The organism is Streptomyces yerevanensis (genome assembly GCF_000716805.1).
GTDB lineage: Bacteria > Actinomycetota > Actinomycetes > Streptomycetales > Streptomycetaceae > Streptomyces > Streptomyces flaveus.
The window spans coordinates 1-17,861 of record NZ_JNWJ01000092.1 but is presented as its reverse complement, the minus strand read 5'-3'; the positions used below and the strand labels follow the sequence as shown (position 1 = coordinate 17,861).

At 69.3% G+C, this 17,861-nt stretch carries 18 protein-coding genes and 5 pseudogenes; 10 read left to right on the top strand and 13 right to left on the bottom strand.

Translation table 11 applies throughout. From position 1 onward, the window contains the following. Positions 1-210: 210 nt before the first annotated feature. Positions 211-366 (top strand): annotated as a pseudogene (locus OP79_RS58760) (transposase); the annotation flags it as partial. A gap of 578 nt (positions 367-944) precedes the next feature. On the opposite strand, the gene OP79_RS45520 reads toward OP79_RS58760, so the two are convergent. Further along, positions 945-1,949, bottom strand: coding sequence for a hypothetical protein (locus tag OP79_RS45520; RefSeq protein WP_051745653.1), 1,005 nt, complete (start codon positions 1,947-1,949; stop codon positions 945-947). Positions 1,950-2,379: 430 nt separating this feature from the next. Here OP79_RS45520 and OP79_RS45515 point away from each other — a divergent pair, with 430 nt between their 5' ends. The 3 genes from OP79_RS45515 (at position 2,380) to OP79_RS45505 (ending at position 5,997) form a co-directional block, all read left to right on the top strand. Further along, positions 2,380-2,826, top strand: a complete 447-nt coding sequence (locus tag OP79_RS45515) for a hypothetical protein (protein ID WP_033329072.1) — start codon at positions 2,380-2,382, stop codon at positions 2,824-2,826. 74 nt (positions 2,827-2,900) lie between these two features. Further along, positions 2,901-4,163, top strand: coding sequence for a hypothetical protein (locus OP79_RS45510; protein WP_245685689.1), 1,263 nt, complete (start codon positions 2,901-2,903; stop codon positions 4,161-4,163). Between the two features lie 259 nt (positions 4,164-4,422). After that, on the top strand, positions 4,423-5,997 hold the full coding sequence (locus OP79_RS45505) for a TIGR03086 family metal-binding protein (RefSeq protein ID WP_033329068.1): 1,575 nt from the start codon (positions 4,423-4,425) through the stop codon (positions 5,995-5,997). Positions 5,998-6,212: 215 nt separating this feature from the next. On the opposite strand, the gene OP79_RS45500 is transcribed toward OP79_RS45505, so the two are convergent. The 3 genes and pseudogenes from OP79_RS45500 to OP79_RS45495 all read right to left on the bottom strand — a co-directional run bounded on the left by OP79_RS45500 (position 6,213) and on the right by OP79_RS45495 (position 7,606). Further along, entirely contained in the window at positions 6,213-6,464 is a 252-nt protein-coding gene (locus tag OP79_RS45500; protein WP_245685688.1) for a hypothetical protein, read from the bottom strand. 130 nt (positions 6,465-6,594) lie between these two features. Then, positions 6,595-6,666, bottom strand: a pseudogene (locus OP79_RS58755) (hypothetical protein); the annotation flags it as partial. A 382-nt stretch (positions 6,667-7,048) separates the two neighbouring features. Then, positions 7,049-7,606, bottom strand: coding sequence for a GNAT family N-acetyltransferase (locus OP79_RS45495; RefSeq protein WP_211271000.1), 558 nt, complete (start codon positions 7,604-7,606; stop codon positions 7,049-7,051). 428 nt (positions 7,607-8,034) lie between these two features. On the opposite strand from OP79_RS45495, the gene OP79_RS45490 reads away from it, so the two are divergent. Next, a complete protein-coding gene (locus OP79_RS45490; RefSeq protein WP_033329066.1) occupies positions 8,035-8,892 on the top strand; it encodes an acyl-CoA thioester hydrolase/BAAT C-terminal domain-containing protein in 858 nt (285 codons plus the stop codon). 41 nt (positions 8,893-8,933) lie between these two features. Here OP79_RS45490 and OP79_RS57645 read toward each other — a convergent pair. Beyond that, a pseudogene (locus OP79_RS57645) lies at positions 8,934-9,071 on the bottom strand (ATP-binding protein); the annotation flags it as partial. Positions 9,072-9,481: 410 nt separating this feature from the next. Continuing rightward, positions 9,482-10,411 carry an AraC family transcriptional regulator gene (locus OP79_RS45485; protein WP_425428689.1) on the bottom strand — a complete coding sequence of 310 codons (930 nt, stop codon included), beginning with the start codon at positions 10,409-10,411 and terminating at the stop codon, positions 9,482-9,484. Between the two features lie 112 nt (positions 10,412-10,523). On the opposite strand from OP79_RS45485, the gene OP79_RS45480 reads away from it, so the two are divergent. After that, complete coding sequence (locus OP79_RS45480) at positions 10,524-11,204, top strand: NAD(P)H oxidoreductase (protein WP_033329064.1); 681 nt, start codon at positions 10,524-10,526, stop codon at positions 11,202-11,204. Positions 11,205-11,385: 181 nt separating this feature from the next. Here OP79_RS45480 and OP79_RS50840 read toward each other — a convergent pair whose 3' ends face one another. The 4 genes and pseudogenes from OP79_RS50840 to OP79_RS45465 all read right to left on the bottom strand — a co-directional run bounded on the left by OP79_RS50840 (position 11,386) and on the right by OP79_RS45465 (position 13,638). Continuing rightward, positions 11,386-11,787: a hypothetical protein gene (locus OP79_RS50840; protein ID WP_157857500.1), complete on the bottom strand. Its 402-nt coding sequence runs from the start codon at positions 11,785-11,787 to the stop codon at positions 11,386-11,388. A gap of 311 nt (positions 11,788-12,098) precedes the next feature. Continuing rightward, the gene (locus tag OP79_RS45470) at positions 12,099-13,064 is read right to left on the bottom strand and encodes a YihY/virulence factor BrkB family protein (protein ID WP_033329063.1); all 966 of its coding nucleotides are present in this window, start codon (positions 13,062-13,064) and stop codon (positions 12,099-12,101) included. A 96-nt stretch (positions 13,065-13,160) separates the two neighbouring features. Next, positions 13,161-13,388: pseudogene (locus OP79_RS53080) on the bottom strand (polyphosphate kinase 2); the annotation flags it as partial. A 7-nt stretch (positions 13,389-13,395) separates the two neighbouring features. Further along, a complete protein-coding gene (locus OP79_RS45465) occupies positions 13,396-13,638 on the bottom strand; it encodes a DUF6411 family protein (protein WP_033329062.1) in 243 nt (80 codons plus the stop codon). A 302-nt stretch (positions 13,639-13,940) separates the two neighbouring features. On the opposite strand from OP79_RS45465, the gene OP79_RS55735 reads away from it, so the two are divergent. Further along, on the top strand, positions 13,941-14,153 hold the full coding sequence (locus OP79_RS55735) for a DUF6207 family protein (protein ID WP_157857499.1): 213 nt from the start codon (positions 13,941-13,943) through the stop codon (positions 14,151-14,153). 38 nt (positions 14,154-14,191) lie between these two features. Here the strand turns inward: OP79_RS55735 and OP79_RS45455 are convergent, their stop codons facing one another. Beyond that, positions 14,192-14,392 carry a hypothetical protein gene (locus tag OP79_RS45455; protein WP_033329061.1) on the bottom strand — a complete coding sequence of 67 codons (201 nt, stop codon included), beginning with the start codon at positions 14,390-14,392 and terminating at the stop codon, positions 14,192-14,194. Positions 14,393-14,671: 279 nt separating this feature from the next. Between OP79_RS45455 and OP79_RS45450 the strand changes: the two genes are divergently transcribed. After that, positions 14,672-15,049 (top strand): hypothetical protein, encoded by a 378-nt coding sequence (locus tag OP79_RS45450; RefSeq protein WP_033329060.1) that lies wholly within the window; start codon positions 14,672-14,674, stop codon positions 15,047-15,049. 34 nt (positions 15,050-15,083) lie between these two features. Further along, the gene (locus OP79_RS45445) at positions 15,084-16,280 is read left to right on the top strand and encodes an ABC transporter substrate-binding protein (RefSeq protein ID WP_033329059.1); all 1,197 of its coding nucleotides are present in this window, start codon (positions 15,084-15,086) and stop codon (positions 16,278-16,280) included. Here OP79_RS45445 and OP79_RS45440 read toward each other — a convergent pair. Then, positions 16,264-16,476, bottom strand: a pseudogene (locus tag OP79_RS45440) (hypothetical protein); the annotation flags it as partial. The gene OP79_RS45445 and the pseudogene OP79_RS45440 overlap by 17 nt on opposite strands. A gap of 280 nt (positions 16,477-16,756) precedes the next feature. Here OP79_RS45440 and OP79_RS57640 point away from each other — a divergent pair. After that, positions 16,757-17,116: a hypothetical protein gene (locus tag OP79_RS57640; RefSeq protein WP_245685686.1), complete on the top strand. Its 360-nt coding sequence runs from the start codon at positions 16,757-16,759 to the stop codon at positions 17,114-17,116. On the opposite strand, the gene OP79_RS45430 is transcribed toward OP79_RS57640, so the two are convergent. After that, on the bottom strand, positions 17,113-17,466 hold the full coding sequence (locus OP79_RS45430; protein ID WP_033329056.1) for a hypothetical protein: 354 nt from the start codon (positions 17,464-17,466) through the stop codon (positions 17,113-17,115). The genes OP79_RS57640 and OP79_RS45430 overlap by 4 nt on opposite strands. Positions 17,467-17,861: the final 395 nt, after the last annotated feature.

Here is a 17,861-nt window from a genome sequence, read left to right as displayed (position 1 = left end):
GGGGCGTGCAACCGCTGGTGGTGAGTGCTCCCTGAACAAGGGCAGGCCATCGCGCAAGTCTCCCTGGTGAACGGGCAGTTCGACCGGAGGAGCACACGCGATGGCCTTGTCCCGGTCCGACCTGATGCGGCTGCTTCAGTCACTGCGCACGGCCGACGGAGCCGAGACGATCAGGGTGCTGTGCCGCCCCGGGTGAGCACTCCGACCAGCGCACCATGCTGCAAGGCCCGGGTGAACCACCGGATCGTGTCCCAGGCGGTGGTCATCGCCACCGGGATCTCCGCCACCGGTCACCGCGAGATCCTCGGGCATGGGGGTCCCCCCGCTCGAGCGGAGCCGAGAGTGAGGGAGGTCGGCGACAGCGAGTCGAAGCCGGCGCCCGTCCGCCCGGCGGGCGTTGGACAGGCAGCCGCGTGCGACGCCGTAACACCAGGGAAGCACGCCGTCGGGGTCGGTCACGGGGCCCTTCCCGAGCCCGGGCACGTCCTCGAGGCGGCGCCAGAGCACGAGCATCGTCTCCGCGAGGATGTCATCTGCCGCGTCGGCGTCCGCCCGGCACAGCAGATACCGGTGCAGCGGCTTTGCCACCGCGCGCGCCAGCGCATCGAAGCGGGCTTCTCGGGCCCGGGCAAGTTCCTGCTCCAGCATGGATTCCACACCCCCACCTGTCCGGCCGGGGCCTGTTCCTTTCATCGCCACGGGCACTGTACTTACCCCGAGCCCGAGGGAGGTCCGTCGCGCCGGCCGAGGCGACGGCCGCTTCCCGGCTGTCCCGGCCTGCCAGGTCCGGCACGGGCAGGTCGGCCACGACCCTTCGCGCGCGGCGGGCAGAGGGCACGTAACCAGCCGACATCCGCCCGCCCCGAACCGCGAAACGGACATCAAGTCACGTAACGCTCCTTCAGGGCGAACCCGTGTTCCATCGGATTCCTAGTTGTGTCATCTCATACCGTTGGTTCCACGGGTGCGATAGCCGGGCGGCCGGTGGCGGTACGCCGCACATTTCGCCGGGCCTCCGCGAGCTGTACGGAGATCACCCACAGCACCCCGAGGTCGAAGATGAGCTCGGTGACAGAGGCGAACTGGTTCACGGTGAACTTGAACACCTGCCCGGCCAGGATGTCTGCGAGCAGTGCCAGCCTGAACAGCCGGAAGGCAACGGCCCGATCGCGCCACAGCCGCACCAGCCCCGCCACGCCGAGGAGGACGGACGCCGCGGCGCTCACCAGGATCCCGACGGCGGCACCGACTTGCGGATCGCGGTCGAGTTCGCCGCTCACGGCATCCATCGGGATCCATACGGTGAGCAGCACGGCCTCGGTGAGCACGCAGGCGACGGCCCCGATGGCGGCAGCGCGGGTGCGGGCGACGTGGCGCAGGGCGTGCGCGGCCTCCGCGAATCGTCGGTGGTGCGGTGCGGGAGGCCGCTCCGGGAGGGCGTCGATGAGCCGTACGAGCGCTTGGTCGGCGTCGCGCCCGGACCCCTCAATGAGGCGGAGCGCGGCGCGGCGCTGCTCGTCGGTGAGCCCGGAGCCGACGCCGCCGAGGGCGAGGTCGGCGGCCTGGGCGGTGCGCTGGTCGGGGGTGAGGGCGGCGGGTTCGGCCCCTCGTCTCCGGATGCCTTGGACGAGCAGCAACAGCAGAGCAAAGCTTCCGTAGATGATCCCGGCGGCGGGCTGATAGAAGTACCCGGGCTCGTCCGTGACCTGCTTCCCGACCTCGTCGATGAAGAGCCCGAACCCGACCCCGCCGACAACGGCGGCGCCGCCGCGGGCGGCCCGCCCGACGCAGCAGAGCAGGACGAGCAGGGCGACCATCATCAGCAGCCCGCCCCACAGCATGTGCGCGATGTGCAGGTGACTGGCCCCACCGCCGAGCTTGGGATACCCGGCCTGGGCGAGAAAGGCGCGGGTGCCGAGTACGGCGGCGATGCCAGAGAGCGCGAACAACTGCGCGTGCGAGGCGGCGTTGGCTGCGCGGAGGAGGGTGGGTCGAGGTAAGCGCCTGAGGCGAGATGAGCCCATCCCCCGAGCGTGGCGGGCCGCGGCTCGCAGGACGATCGGGGAATGCCCGGAGAACTCCCCGACCATGCCCCTAGGTGTGCCGTCTTATCGGAACCTCTCGACACCTTCCCGCAGCAACTCACGATCGGGGACTTCCAGGCACCAACCTCCTGAGACACCACACCTAGTGCTTCCAGAGCGGCCGTCTGTTCGGAGGTGAGTGCCTGTGTCTGAGCCTTCGATAGTTCTGCCTCGCGTGCCGGAGCACTGCCCGCTCCCGTTGGAGTGAAGAACTCGATGAACCGCTGCCCGCCACGTCTCAACGCGTCATGGTTCCTCTGAGGCAATCAGGGGCGAAGGGAGCAGGGTTGTGCATGTGAGGCGTATCGGAACAATCCTGAGCGCTGTCGCGCTCACCATGCTGGCCATTCCGACGAACGCTCACGCCGCAGCAGTCGCCTGCGGCGGTGGTGTGTCGACCGGCCGGGTGGCCGTCAACGGCTGCATCAGCGCCCAACGCGGAAAGGAAGGCCGCATCTACACTCGGGAGATCACGGCGTACGTCAAGGCGCGCAACACGGGGCCGAGGGCGGTGAACCTCTCCTATGAGGCGTTCTTTCGTGTCGTCGACGGTGGTTACTGGGTGAAGTTGGGCAGCGGTCGCACCTATGTCCCGGCAGGTGGGACCGCCGGGCCCACGGAGGTGGGAAGCTCGACCCGGGTGTGCGGGCCCGTGAAGGTCGAGATTCGTGTACACGCCCGTGCCGACGGGGCCGCCTGGAGCGGGTGGTCTACCGTCGGCACGGCGCAGTGCCAAACCTGAGCGGCCAAACTGCGACCGCTCCGCTGCATACGGCAACTCCTCAGCACCCGCGCTGTACTGGCTAATCTGGGCCAGTGGTGGCTGTGAACGGCCGCAAGCCACAGCGCGAGAGGACATCGATGACCGGCCACGCGACCATGCCGGGCACCAAAGCCGATCCCGGCGTCCTGGTGCTGGAATTCCAGCACACCCACCGCCTCATCGATCCCTCCGAAGAAGGCGTCCAGACCTGGCGGGTCGACATCACCGCGGACGACAAGACAATCGGCGGCCTGCGGGCCACGCGTGGCCTGTACTGGAAGGCGGACAACCTGTGCGAGCGGATGGCCGACGAACAGTCCTTCCTCGCCCTGGTGGCGGAGCAACTACTCGACCCAGAGGGGAAGTTCAGCCCGGAGTTCGAGGACTTCGTCGACATGGCCTCCAGCGTCCTGGTCGTCGACGAGCTGGACATCGCCGCGCCCTGGAACGACCCCTGGATCATCGCCGGTCTGGCCGCCAGCGTCATCGACCGGCTGACCGACAACCAGTTCGCCGTGGTCTTTCCCCACGCCGCCTCCCATGGCACCGGTGCTGCCCTCCTCGCGGAAGCCGCCACCTTGCTGAGCGCCGAACCGTTCTCCGAGGACCTGCTGATCATCGACACCGCCCTAGCCTCCCCCGAAGAAGCCACCCACTGTGTGCGGGAACGCCTGCGCGACCGCGCCCGCTACGGGGGCTCCGATCCGTGGAACGAGGACTTCGAGGACTGGGACGAAGAAGGCGAAGAGGCCGAGGAAGTCCTCACGGCACGCACGAGGGCCGTCCTGCGCCTGGCCCTGCAGGACCTGTCGGACCAGGCCTGGGAAGAGACTGTTGCTCTCGGCGACGAACCGCTGCCGCGCGGCGCCGGCGGTCTGTTCGGCTCGCTGCCGCCGGTGACGCTGCGCCAGGACGGCACCTGGCGACGGAACATGGCCAGGGCCTTCGACGACCTGGCCGCGGATCTCTCGTCCGAAGCCGAAGTCGAGCCGCGCTGCACCGCAGAGGAGATGGCGCTCCACCTGGGCATCGCCCGAGCCCGGGCCCTGACGCGCAACCGGCCGCGCCGCGTACGCGAAACCGTAAAGGGCCTGCCCGAGCACCGCCGCGACTTCGACTGGCATGCCTGCTCCGACAACCTGTTCCAGGACCACGACGTCCTGATGCTGTTCGACAACTCCCTCGACGGCATCGAGGACAGCGACAGCCACGTCAACCAGGCGCTCGGCATGATCAACCTCGCAGCTCAGGACTGGTTCGATCCCTTCGACCCGGAGCAGACCCGCAACCCCAACCGCGGCTTCCGCCAACAGTGAGTGCGGGCCAAGCAGGGCCTTGCCGCTGCCCTGAGCACGGCGGCTGACCTGTTGGAGAAGGCCGAGAGGTGAGGTCATCCGCCGTGCCGCCGGGACGACTCTTGGCGATCAGGAGCCGTTCGTTCGGGTGGTGTCGGCGTGCGACTCTTTGTGTCCAGCCGCGTACACCGAAACGTCTCCCGTGGAATCCCACAGCGAAGGCCGGCGGAACCTGGTGCCTGTTGACTCTCCCTTCGTGGGAGACCCAAGGGTGGAGCGCATGCACGTCGGTGACAACACGTTCTGGAGTATCGGGGAGGCCGCCCGGAAGACCGGACTGTCGGTGAAGCTGATCCGGCACTGGTCGGACGCCGGGGTCGTCCACCCGGCACAGCGGACTCCGGCCGGCTACCGGCTGTACGGCACCGAGGCACTGGCCCGGTTGCAACTGGCGCAGACCCTGCGAGGGCTGGGCCTGGGGCTGGCGACGATCCGGGACGTACTGGAGCGCGAGAGCACCCTGTCAGAGGTGGCCGCGACGCACATCGACGCGCTGGAGAAGCAGATCAGCACGCTGCGAACGCAGCAGGCCGTGCTGCGCTCCGTCATCCGCCGCAACACCACTGCCGAGGGGCTCACCACCATGACCGAGCTGGCGCGCATGTCCGCCGCCGAACGCCGTTCCATCATCCAGGACTTCGTCACCGACACCCTGGGGGAACTGGACGTACCCACCTACCGACGGGGCCTGCTGGCGGCCACCCCGGACCTGCCCGCCGATCCCACCGACGAGCAGGTTGACGCCTGGCTGGAACTAGGCGAACTCGTCAGGAATCCGGCTCTGCGCGCCGGTGTGCGCCGTATGGCCCACTACGCTGCCGAACACCACCCGGGCGAGCACGACGACAGCGCGTTGCGGGACGCAGAGCAGGTGACAGACGACTGGCTGCGGCGAGTGGAGACAGCGACGGCGCAGGGAATTGCCCCGGACTCGCCGGCAGCCGATCCCGTCGTCACCGCCGTCGTGGCGACATGGATCCCCACGCAGGCGGCTCCGGACGAAAAGGGGCTCGTCGACAACGCGCAGGCCAGAGCGCTACTCCTTGAGCAGCTCGAAGTCGCCTCCGACACGCATGTGGAGCGGTACTGGCAGCTGCTGTGCATCATCAACGGCTGGCCCGTGCGGCCCGGCATGGCGGCAGCCGGCCGATGGCTGACGACGGCGCTGCGGGCGCATCCTGAACCTGGTGTGCGAGCCGCGCGACTCGCCGAGTTGTACGACGTCGGGCAGGACGTGTGGGAACCGAACGGCGTGCTCCATGCCTGTGATGAAGTCCTGGACGCCGTCGGCGAACTCGTCTCCGCGGTGGAGCCGGGCCAGTTCGACCGGCCAACGGCCTGCGCAGACTGGGACGTTCGCACCCTCCTCAACCACCTGGTCTGGGAGAACCTGCTGTGGGCCGGCCTGGCCAACGGAACTCCCCGTTCCGACTTCACCGCCGACCATCTCGGGGACGACCATGTCGCGGCGTTCCGTACCGCATCCCAGGCCGCACGGTCGGCCTTCAGGCGCCCGGGCATGCTCGAGCGGCGCTACGGGCCCGCTCCCGGGCGACGGCTCGTCGAGCAGTTGGTGATCGAGATGCTGGTCCATGGCTGGGACCTGGCCCAGGCCATCGGGCACCCCTACGACACCGCTCAGCACGTCGCTGAGACAGCCCTCCCCGTCGTACGCGAGATCTACGGCGATCTGCCCCGTACTGCCGCCGGTTCCTTCGCTCCGCCGCAGCCGGTCCCCGATGACGCCGGCCCGCTCGACCGTCTCGCCGCCTACCTGGGCCGCTCAGTCACGTGACGAACGGCCGGCGCGACCACATTCCCGTGTACCCGGTTGAGTATGTTCGCGTGTACGCCGACAAAAGGAGCACAACGAGGCCACCGAGGTGAGCACCTGATCCAGGGGCCGTCCTGGACGACCCGCGCGGCGGCCACGCCCACGAGTTCAGTGCCGCCTGACGTCCGAGAGGCGGCGGGGCCGGGCAGGACGTGCCGGCCCAGACTCCGCCGCCATCAGCCGATCAGCTTGTGCAGCACGGGAACGCTGAGCCCGAAGGAGCCCAAGCCCGCGGCGACGGCCTTGGGCACGGACGTCTCGGAGAGGAACACGAGCCCGCCCATGATGAAGCCGATGAAGCCGGCTGCCAGGAAGACCACGGCAGCGTGCACCGACAGCAGCGGCGGCGCATCGGACGGCAGTCCCGTGCTGGGCGGGCCGGGTGGTTCCGGGCGAGCGGGTGCGGGGGATTGCGGGTCCCGAGGCATCGGGAGTCTCCTGCGAGGCGGAGGAACGTGGCACCGGTCGCAGGCCGGTGAGCGGATCGGCCGCGAAGCCGAGGACACCCCCCACATGCTGCGGGGCATCCGTGATCCACTCACTGATCGCGTTGAGCGAGCGGGCCCCGCCCAGCACCGCCGAGGCGGCCGCGCACAGCAACGGGACCGCCGGATACCGCAGTCCCCGCACATCACGGGGGTCGGCGACCAGGATCAGGAAACGCCGCAGGTCGGCGACATCGCTTGAGGTGAGGGAAGCAGTCGGGGAGCCCAGTTGCTCCAGCGCGGAAGGGACGGGCGATGATGTTCGGGCAGGCACGGTCTCGCTCGGTTCTCATGGGTCTCGACAACCACATGATCATCGGCGCCGTGCCTGCTCTGCTCTCCGGGCCCCTTGGCGCACAACGGATATGACGTCATGTCACTCACGAGACCGACGAACCGGACCAATCCCGATCACGCAATGCCCCTGGCCGCAAGGTGTGACACGTCCCGTCAATGATCGGGTAGGAGGGCCGGAGACCCGGTCTTCCTGCCCGCGGGGATCCCGCACCCGGTACTGCCCGCGACGGTCAGCCGCCCGAAGCTTCAGCATCGCGCTGAAGCCAGACATAGTTGACCGGCTGAGCCGCATTCCAGCTCTCGGCAAGGCTGGCGTCGACCGGCACGAACCCGGCCCCCCGATAGCAACGCAGAGCCGTCTCGTTGTCCGGATGCACGCGCATGAAGACGTCGGGACAGCCCGCCGCACGAGCCTGCGCGAGAAGCCCTCGCACCAGCACACGGCCGAGCCCCTTCCCGCGGATATCGGGCGCCACGATGATCCGGGCGAGCTCGACCTCGTCTTCCTCGGCGTCGAACCACAACTCTCCGTAACCGACGACCCTGTCATCGTCGACGAGGATGTGGGCTTGCACGTCGTCATCCCGCTGCCAATCACTGATCGTCTGCGTGAGCACGGGAAACTCCTGCCGCCCGCACCACATGACGACCTCCCTGGACGAAGCCGGCCAGCCCGCCACCGTGACGGCGTGAGCAGCGACAAAAGGAAGAAGATCCATCTGTGTCATTCCGTCCAGGGCAATGAGCCGATCTTGCACAGGCATTGGCCAGTCGGTGACAACTGACATGCAGACCGACACTACGTGCCCCCGTCCCGATCCCCCCGAATTTCACGCATGCTGTCGCTGCACAGGCCCCACCGTCCCCAGTGCAACGACCGAGGCCGGCGCCTCTGAGGGGCGCCGGCCTCCGCCATGCTGAGCCCGCCCGTTCTCCGCCGACCGAGCCAATGCCCGCCCTCGTCGTCCACCGCGGATCGGAGAATCCTGGCTGGGGTGGCGTTCTGTGGCTCCGCCCAGGCGACTCCAACTGGCTCCATTTCGCGGACGGTTGGTGAAGATCAGGCGATGTGAGGTGGCTCCGGAGGGCGAGTTCATTTGGGGCCACAGGATGGACACCGGCGGTGGCTATGCGGGGCGGGTGCGGTCGTTCCAGGAGGAACGGCAACGCCGATTAGGCTGCGCTGACAGGTTGAGGCGGACCGACGGGGGACCACGTGGATGTCACTGAGCGTGAGCTGGCCGATCCCTGGGAAGGCGTACTGGTCGCTCCCGCCCGCGGCAGTGACATCGGTGTCCTGGTCCTGGCGGGATCCAGCGGGCGCGTCGAACGGGAGAGAGCACGCGTCCTTGCCCAGCAGGGCATGACGGCCGTGTCGATCCGCTGGTTCGGCGGGCCGGGTCAGTCCCCGGGGATCTGTGAGATCCCCCTGGAGACCTTCACCGCCGCCGTCGACCTCCTCCGGTTGAACGGGGCACGACGCATCGGCATTCTGGGCACTTCCAAGGGGGCGGAGGCGGCGCTGCTCACGGCAGTGCACGATCCGCGCGTGGACGTTGTCGTCGCGATGTCGCCGACGTCCCGGGTCTGGTGCAACGTCGGGCCAGGGCGCGATGGAGCCCACCGCCCTTATCGATCGTCCTGGACCTGGCGAGAGCAGGCGGTGCCATTCGTCCCGCTGGACGATTCCTGGACTCCCGCAGAGACGGACGGTGGGCCGGTCGCCATCCGCGGGTGGTACGAACTGAGCGAGCGGACGTTTGCTGACCTGCTCCCTTTAGCGGAGATCCCCGTGGACAAGGCGCGCGCCGATCTGCTGCTGGTTGCAGGCGGCGACGATGCGATGTGGCCGTCTCTTCCCTTCGCCGAACAACTGGCACAACGCCGGCGCTCGGTCGGGGCCACGGTGCGTCTGATCACCCGCCACGATGCCGGCCACCGCCCACGCTTTCCCGGCGAGAGCCCGGCGTCGGCATCCCCGCGTTTCCAGTATGGAGGCACGCCCGAAGCTGATGCCCTCCTGGGGACGGCTGCCTGGCCCCACGTCCTCGACACGCTCCGCAGTGGGAGTTGACCCTCCCTCCGGTTGATCGCGCACGAAGCCCGGAGAGGGTTTTACTGCATCCCGTTGGTCTGATTTGCCCTGGTGCAGGCCAGGCGATATGACTCGGTGCCGGTCTCGATGAGAGTGGCATTGAAGGTGAGCCGGTCCACGATGGCCGCGCAGAGCCGCGGATCGGTGAAGGTTTTGCTTCATCCAGCTGGGGCTTGATCGAGCTCGGCCTCCCCGCCCTGTGGCCCTACCCAAGCAACCCGACGCCGAGCCCACAGCCGCCTGGGCGAAGGCCCCGGCGTAGCCGTCGCCTCGGGCTGCACGCCGCCCTGTGCACCCAGTCCTACCGCCCACTCTCGACTCACTGAAGCTGACATGCCTTCGCGTCCCGCCAACTGCCCGCTCAGCACCCCCGATTTGACCTCCTACGACCTTGTCGCACCCCAGTTGTCCGGCGGCAAGGACAGCGCGGTCATGATGGCCGTGTTCATGGAAGACGCCCGGACCGCTGGCGTAGCCGACAGCGTCATCTCGTGCCACGCCAGTCTCGGTGTGCTGGAGTGGCCGCCCGTGGTCTTCGGCGACATCCGCTACCCGGGGGTGCGGGACGTCAGGACGCCGCGGCGCGGAAGACGCTGGGGCTCAGGCCCCGATGGCGTTTGAAGGCGGCGCTGAAGCCGAAGGCATCGGCGTAGCCGACAGACTTGGCGATCTGAGCGATGGCGAAGTCGGTGTCGGACAGGAGTGCCTCGGCCTCGTCCATGCGGCATTCGGTGAGGTAGGTCAGCGGCGGGCGGCCCATCACCTCGGTGAAGCGTTTGGCAAACAGCGCCCGGGAGACGCCGGATTCGGCGGCGAGCGCCGCTACCGTCCACGTCTGGGAGGGCCGGGCGTGGAAGGCTTGGAGGGCGGGGGCGAGGATCGGTTCGGCCAGGCCGCGATACCAGTCGGGGGCGTCCGGGCCTGCCTGCTCGAACCAGGTGCGCAGCGTGCACACCAGGGCCCAGTCCAGGAGTCGGTCCATCAGCGCCTGCGAGCCGGCCGAGCGCAGGGCGGCGTCGGCGGCGGCTGTCTCCAGCCAGGCGCAAACCTCGGTGTCCTCGTTGATCACCAGTACGGGTGGCAGGGCGCGCAGCAGTCGTTGATGGCGATGGCCCGATGCGCGGTAGGCGCCCACGATCAGTGCGGTCGCTCCGTCCGGATCGTTGCCCCAGCGGATGCCGCCGAGGTCCTGGGCGGTGCATGCGGCATCCTCTGTGAAGCAGGCGATTTCGTACTCGACGTGTGGGCGGTTGCAGGAGGCCGGCCGATCCGCGAGGTGAAACGGGTCGGGGCCGCGCACGATGGCCGTGTCGCCGACGCCGACCGCTTGTTCGGTGCCGTCGGGCAGCAGCAGGGTGCCGCCGCCACGCAGCACGCTCACCATGGTGAGCGGGGCGCCGTCGGCGAAGCGGATGGTCCAGGGCGCTTCCAGCACGGCGTGACTGACGACCGAGCCCTCGGCCCGGATGCCACTGAGTAGAGAACTCAAAGGATCCACGGGCGCCATCGTAGACGAATTCCTATGCAGCGGAGCGTTTCTCCCATGGATCATCCAATCGATCATGGGTGTACTGGACTGTAGAACCGACCGAGACCAGCCAGGAGAGACCATGTCGCACCTCGACAGCGCAGCCAGGACCGCCCTTGTGGTCATCGCACACCACCGCACCGATTCCCTCACCGCGCACACCGCCCGCCGTACCGTTGCGCAACTTGAGACCGCCGGATACGTCGTCGATCTGCTCGACCTGCACGCCGAGGGATTCGACCCGCGGATGAACGTGGCGGACCAGCCTGACTGGGGCAACCGGGAGAAGCCGTACTCGGACGAAGTCCGGGCCCATATGCAGCGCATTCTCGACGCCGATGTCGTCGTCGCCGTGTTCCCCGTGTACTGGCAGAGCGTGCCCGCCCTCCTCAAGGGCTGGATCGATCGCGTGTGGAACTACGGATTCGCCTACGGTCGCAGCAAGCCTCGCCTGGCGGGCAAGCGCATGCTGTGGCTGGGCCTGGCCGGTGCCACCTCCGACGACCCCATCACGGAGGGAATGCAGGCCGTGCTGGAGACCAACTTGAGCGAGGGCATCGCCTACTACTGCGGGTTCTCCCACTCCTCCGTCGCCCTGCTTCCCGACGCCGAGGAGCGCCCTCAGCGTCTCGACGCCGAGGGCAATCTGCTGGTCGGCGACGCGGTCGCGGGAGCCGAGCGCGAGGCACAGTACACCGAGTTCGACCGCCGCGCGGGGAAGGCCGTGGAAGGGTTCCTTGCGGCGGAGCCGGTGGCGGCCTGAGGGTCACGGTAGCGGCGGCGTTGCAGGCTGGTGCCCGGTTGATGCTTGGCCTGCAACGCTTCCGAGCACACCACGGTCTGCAGCACCAGCCGCTACGGCCGACGCCGAGGCACTGGCCGGGGACCGGATGCACCCACGCCTGCAGGCCCAAGGGCCGAGGCCGGACCATGCGAACTCCCCGTCATCCACGGCATCTTGATCTGCCCTCCATCAGGGCCGCCTGGTCGATGCGGTCGAAGCACCCCTCGGTGACGACCGCGAGATGGCCGGCTGAGCGTGGGTCAGCTTGGACCGTGCGGTCTCCAGGGGCGGCGAGGGGCGGGAGACCCGGAGCGGTACGGGCGCCCGTCGCTCGGGCGTTGTCGTACCGCACCTCGCGCCACTCGGTGGGCTTGATCCGTCCCAGGGTTCGCATGTGGTCGAACTCGACTCGTCTCACACCGAGACGTTCGGCGGCCTGGTCGGGCCCGAGCGGGGTGTTGGCGGCGACTGGGTCGGCCAGGTCCTCGTGCTGGCACACGGCGTCGACCTGGTCGGGGCTGAGACCGAATCCGTGTCTTGGGCCGTCGCCTTTCACGGTCATGGTCACAGCGCGTCTTGGGAAGTAGCCCACCTGCCCCTGGCACAGCAGCGAGCGGTCCGTAACTTCAACTCGTAGATCCAGTGCCTTCACACTGCGACGGCCCCTGCCGGGCCGCGCGTCGGCGTGCTCGGCAAGCGGCGTACTGGATGGACGGCGGTCTGACCGGGGAACACCGCCCGTGCTGTGTGGCACTCCGACTCGCTGGGATCAACGCGCGCCTGCCCCGGTCGTGGCGGTGACACCCCCTGCGTAGCTGTTGGCGGTCCGTCGTTCAGGCGGCAAGGACGTCCCGGAGTTCCACGGTCCGGGGGTCACGGCCCTGGTCCTGGATCCGGCTGCACGGCCTCGGTGATTCCGGCCCGGGCCGCTTCGAGCTGTGCGGCGAACGCGATGCCCAGGAACAGCGCCACACCGGTCAGGTTGGCCCACAGCAGCAGGGCTACGAACGCCGTCAGCGGTCCGTACACGGCGCCGAACGATCCGCTCTCGGCGACGTAGAGCGCCAGCAGCCACGTGGCCGTGATCCACAGGACCAGGTGGACCGCCGAGCCGAACGCGAGCCATGTGTAGCCCGGCTGGTCCCTGCGCGGAGCCCAGCGGAAGATCACCGCCGACGCGACCCAAGCGAATACCACGCCCAGTGGCACTTCCAGGGGCCTCCACCAGTCGAGCCGCTCCTGGGGCCAGCCGAAGGCCTCCACCACCGCGTTCCCGACCGCATCCCCCGCGACGAGCACGAGGAACCCCAGGACCATCGGCATGCCCGCTGCGAGGGCGAGGAGCAGGGACCGCCCGTACTTGGTCAGGAACGGCCGGTCGCGTTCGATGCCGTAGATGCGGTTGGCGCCTCGTTCGACCTGCCCCATCGCCGAGGCGAGGTTGAGTACGGCGAAGGCCAGTCCCAGCCACATGGCGACGGCGTTCCAGACTCCGGAACCGGCGCTGCGCGCGGTGGCGTCCAGAGCGTCCTCGACCAGACTCGCACTGGCGCCCGGCACGATCTGGCCCAGGGTGAGTTCGATGATCCGCCCCACGCTCTCCGTGTGCACGGTGGTCGCCACGCCGACCAGCGCGATGGTGAACGGCACCAAGCCCAGGACCACTTGGAACGCGAGCGAACGGGAGTTGGTGAAGCCGTCGGCGTAGCGGAACCGGGCGAACGCGTCGAGGAGCAGTCGGTAGCCTCCGTAGTGCCTCAGCGCGGTGAGCGCCTCGTCTCCGGAAAGCTCGTCCCCGATCATGTCCCGCGTCTGCGGGACGTGCACAACGGTCCCCATCGAGAACGTCTCCTCCTGTCGTTCGTACGGCCAGATGAGGAACGCGATCTTGCCGTCGGAAGAACCGTACAGCCGGGCGGCTGCGGCGGTCGGTCGTCAGGTGGATTCAGGGTGGCTGCCAGGCCCTCTGGTGCGGTGGGACAAAGGAGTGGGCGAAAGAGTGGTGTCCTCCTCGCCGGGCTCCAGGAAGGTGCTGGCGGCGCCGACGATGAGCGGGTCGGGGGTACCGACCGCCTCGGGATCCTTGCTGGTGTGGTCCATGCGCGACAACAGACTGCGCATGGTTTCCCACCGGGCGCGACGTTTGTCGTTGCTCTTGAGGACGCCGAGGTCAGAAGGGCATGCGGCCACGGCTGCGACGGCCGGCCGAGCCGCTACGGCCCACAGCGCGGGAACTCGTCCGGAACGGCTTGCTGAAAAGCCTGCCCAGGACGCCGGGCGCCTTGCCGCCGGCCCGCGCGCCGACACCGAGCGAACGCTGCGTGCCGCGTTCGGGGTGGCGGGAGAGACGCGGGACGAAGAAGGCCAGCGCGGCCAGGACCACACACGCTCCAACAACTGCCGCAATGATCACGAGTCGGCTCCCTTGATCCGGCGGGAGGACACGGGTGCCCCGTCACGTCCCCTCTATGTGACCGGCGCCCTGGGCGGCTTCTGCCGGCCGGTCGACGGCGGCCCGGCGTGGGCAGCTCGGCAGGGCACCTCAGCCGGGTCGCCCCTCCGTCGCTTCCAGTGGTACACCGGCACGGTTCATGAACCTCGCGGCGGAGGACGATGGGCACATCCCCGAGGAGCCCGAGGCACGCAGCTGCGCCGTGCGCATCCCCGACGCCCTGGAGCAGGACCGGGCGCAGCCCTCCGGGGACGCCGGGCGTAGTGCCGTACCTGGACCCGATCAACGAGACGCACGTAAGCCGACCGGGCCTGGTCGTCGTCGACGTCGCGGCCGCCGACGACGCCGCTGCGCCCGCCTTCCAGCAGCTGCTCGCCGACCGGTGGGCGACGGCGACAGCGGAGCACACGACGCGGACGAGTTTGGCGTCCGGCTGCGCTGCTACCTGGATCTGCGCCAGGAACTCAGTGCCGTAGTCGGACCGACCACGGAGCCGGCCACGGCTCGACCCGACTCATGACGAGGTGCTGCTGCCGTCCTCGCCGAACAGCGGCACCTGCTGGACGTCGACGTCCCTGCGGACGAGGTGCGGCCGGGCCGGGTGCTGCCACCGGCCGGCCGCATCGCGGGCGACGTCGACGGCGACCTCCGTCACGACGTCGGGCTGCACCAGATGGACATCGAGTACCGCCTCCAGAACCGTGCTGCCGGCCACCTCGCCCCCTCCCGGTGGCCGCGCCACCCCCACACCCCTCTTCGCGGGCCCGCACGCATGAGCGGCCGGCGGAGCGCCAAACCACCCCATCGGTCACGGCGCGAACCGGTCCTTCACGTGTCAACGCCCGCGGCCCCGGCATCCCGTCGGAGTACCTGATCAACCGTCTTGCAGATGATTCACCTGGTCGCGGCCCATGCCGATCTTCCGGGGCGTCGTTGGTCGAAGTGCTCCCGGCCGACCGGCCGGGACCGATCCAGCGGAAGGAAACCGACAGAGATGTACGGCACGCGGCGTATCGCGGTAGCGGCCTCGATCGTGGGGATGCTGATGGCTGTTCCCGCCGGCATGGCCACAGCCCATGCCGGGGACGGCGACGCGGGGGCGGGCGGTGTGCTGTCCAACCTCTCCGGCAGGAACTCTTCCGGCCACGCCAACCTCTGCGGCACGGGCAAGGTGGCGCTGTTCAAGGAGCGCACCTGCGTGACCGAGGACGACGGCAAGGGCGGGGGAGACCAGGCGGGCCCGAGCGGCGGCGTCCTGTCCAACCTGCTCTTCGCCCGGAACGCCTCCGGCCACAGCAACAACTGCGGCAACGAGACGGTGGCCGCGTTCAGCAAGACCACCTGCGTGACCAAGGACCGCTCCGGCCACTGACGGCCGCACCGATTCAGTGAAGAGAGGGGCCTCGATGTCGTCAACTTCCTTGTGTGTGGGCGTGGTAGCGCCACTGACGGGTCGACTGGCCCCTCTCGGGTCACCGTTGTCCTATGTGCTGCGCGAGCTCGCGCCCGTGCTCGCACACGTCCGCAACGGCGGCCGCCGCCACGACGTGACCGTCGCCGTGCGCGACAGCCGCTCGGATCCTGACGCGGCCCGGCAGGCCGTACGGGACCTGGCCGACACCGACGGGGCGAATCTGGTGCTCACCATGGCCGGGACCCGGGTACTGCCCGCCGTCGCCGACGCCTGTGAAGAGGCCCGGGTCCCCTGTGTGTCGACCACGTTCCCGTGGCAGGCGTACGTCGACGCGCGCGGTGCCGAGCCGGGGCACCGCTTCCGGTGGACGTACCACTTCGCGTGGGGACTGGACGACATCGCCGCCGTCTTCGCCGACCTGTGGGAGCGCGTCGACGACACAGGCGCCGTCGGGTGCCTGTGGAACGACGACCTGCAAGGTCGGCTGCTGCGCCACGACCGGTACGGCTTCGCCCCGGTGACGTCCCCGCGCGGGCACACCCTGGTCGACCTCGGCGCCTACCGGGAACCGGCCGACGGCTTCCACGCACAGGTCGGCCGGCTGCGGGAGCACGGAGCCGGCCTCGTCACCAGCGCCGCCACCGCCACCGACCTGGCCCTCTTCCACCGCCAGGCCCGCCAGGCGGGGCTGCGTCCGCGGCTGATCACCTGCTCGCGCTGGCTGACCTACCCGCATACCCACACCACCCCCGCCCCCGACGTCCACGGCGAACTCGCCGACGCGCGCGTGGCCACCCTCGTCTACTGGAGCCCCGGCCACCCCTACCGCTCCAGCCTGGACGGCACCACCTGCGCCGAACTCGCCCACGCCTACCGACAGGCCACCGGCGCCGGCTGGCTCCAGCCCCTCGGCCTCGCCCACGCCCTCGTGGAGACCGCCCACCACGCCCTCACCGTCGCGGCCGATCCCACCGACCGGGCGTCCGTCGCGCAGGCCCTCGCCGGCACGACCCTCGACACCATCGCCGGCACTCTCGACTGGACCCGCGGACCGGCCCCGAACATCGCCCTGCTGCCGCTGGCCGGCGGGCAGTGGCAGCACGGCCCGGGCGGCCCGCGCCTCGCCGTCGTCAGCAACACGGCGCTCCCGGGCGTCCCGCTCACCGGGGAGCTCACGCCGGCACGGTGACGGCCGATGCCTCCACCGCCCGCCGCAGGTGCTCCCCGGTGAACGATCCCCGCGCCTTAAGGAGCTGCCGCGGCGTCCCCTCGAAGACGATCTCGCCGCCGTCCCGGCCGCCGCCCGGGCCGAGGTCGATCACCCAGTCGGCCCGGGCGATCACATCCAGGTTGTGCTCCACGACGACGACCGTGTTGCCCGTGTCTGCGATGTGCCGGTTTGGTGTCAGTGACGGCATGTCAGGTTGGTGTGTTTGTACTGATGGCGGCGTGTCTGGGGAGTCAGGTCGCTGACGTGGGGTGGTATCTGCGGCGGGTGCGGCTGTCATGGGGCGGTACACCCCGCCTTGTTCCGCTGTCATGGGACGGCACTTCTGATCCTTCGGTGGCTGCGCGGCGGCACGGTGGTGGGTGTCGGTTTCCGCGGCGGAAGGTTATTCGGTGGGGGAGCCGGGTGCGTGGGGTGAGGTCACGGTAAGGCTGAGGGTGTCCAGGCCGGTGCTGGTGGTGCGGCTGCTGGAGGACGATGCGCATGTGAGTGCGGGTGTCCAGGTCGGTGGGGTGACTGTGCGCACGGTGTGGCGCTGGCTGGAGGCGGCGCGGACGGAGAGCCGTGTGGAGCGCAGGCCGCTGCCACGGCTGGAGTTGTCCGACCAGGCATGGGAGGTGCTGGCGCAGACAGGCGGGAACGTGTCGGTGCTGCACCGGCGCCTGGTCCTCGCTGCCGTCGACCCGCACGTCGACCGTGACGTTCTCGCCGAACAGACTGTCCGTGAGGAACAGCAACGCCGCGCCCTGGCCGACTTCCTGGGCGGCTGGGACGCGGCGGGCAGAGGACCGGCCTAGCGCTGCACGGGTGCCTGCGCGGCCTGCGCGAAGTGCATGACGATCGCCTTCGCACCAGCGGCGATTTCGTCGATGAGTTCGTAGCCGCGGGGATCTTCCGGGTGGTTGCGGACCCAGATCATGGCGTAGCTGATGATCTGGTTGATGTCGCTGGGGCGCAGGAAGATGGCTTCGCCGGTGTGGAGCCGCTCGGGAGCCTTGTACTGCCACAGCCGGTAGTACCGGCCTTCGTCCTCGTTGAAGCCCAGGTGCCGGTCACCGTGCGGGTTGATCAGGTGGGTGGTGAAGGGCAGATCGTTCGGGCCCGGCTGCCAGGGCTGCTCCTGCTGGCTCAACTCATCCTCCGCCATGCGTCGTTGATCGATACAAGGCCCGAGTGTGTCAGCGCCGGTCCGGGGCGGGCAGAGCTTCCAGCCACTCCGCCCGCCCCGGACCCGCCGACGTCATGCCGGGGCTATAGACGGTGCTGGCCGCAGCGAGGCGAGCGGGGAGCGCTGGCCTTTCTGGGCCGTGCGCAGCTGCTCCCATAGGGGCAGTGTTCGCGTATTGGTCACAGTGACCGATACGCGGACATAGAAGTACTGCCATCGAGGACGAGGAGGCGCACATGCGCGTGGGGATGACGGTATTGCCGGAGTATTCCGGAGAATCCGCCCGGAAGATCTGGGCAAGCGTCGAAGAGTACGGGTTCGACCACGGCTGGACTTTCGACCATCTCGGCTGGGACGGGCTGCTCGACGGCCCG

What these genes read in the sequence shown, in the direction of transcription:
- OP79_RS45505 (WP_033329068.1), top strand. Translation starts at nt 4,423, where the DNA reads ATGCACGTCGGTGACAACACGTTCTGGAGTATCGGGGAGGCCGCCCGG.
- OP79_RS45500 (WP_245685688.1), bottom strand. Translation starts at nt 6,464, where the DNA reads ATGCCTCGGGACCCGCAATCCCCCGCACCCGCTCGCCCGGAACCACCC.
- OP79_RS45495 (WP_211271000.1), bottom strand. Translation starts at nt 7,606, where the DNA reads ATGTCAGTTGTCACCGACTGGCCAATGCCTGTGCAAGATCGGCTCATT.
- OP79_RS45480 (WP_033329064.1), top strand. Translation starts at nt 10,524, where the DNA reads ATGTCGCACCTCGACAGCGCAGCCAGGACCGCCCTTGTGGTCATCGCA.
- OP79_RS50840 (WP_157857500.1), bottom strand. Translation starts at nt 11,787, where the DNA reads ATGACCGTGAAAGGCGACGGCCCAAGACACGGATTCGGTCTCAGCCCC.
- OP79_RS45470 (WP_033329063.1), bottom strand. Translation starts at nt 13,064, where the DNA reads ATGGGGACCGTTGTGCACGTCCCGCAGACGCGGGACATGATCGGGGAC.
- OP79_RS45450 (WP_033329060.1), top strand. Translation starts at nt 14,672, where the DNA reads ATGTACGGCACGCGGCGTATCGCGGTAGCGGCCTCGATCGTGGGGATG.
- OP79_RS45445 (WP_033329059.1), top strand. Translation starts at nt 15,084, where the DNA reads ATGTCGTCAACTTCCTTGTGTGTGGGCGTGGTAGCGCCACTGACGGGT.
- OP79_RS45430 (WP_033329056.1), bottom strand. Translation starts at nt 17,466, where the DNA reads ATGGCGGAGGATGAGTTGAGCCAGCAGGAGCAGCCCTGGCAGCCGGGC.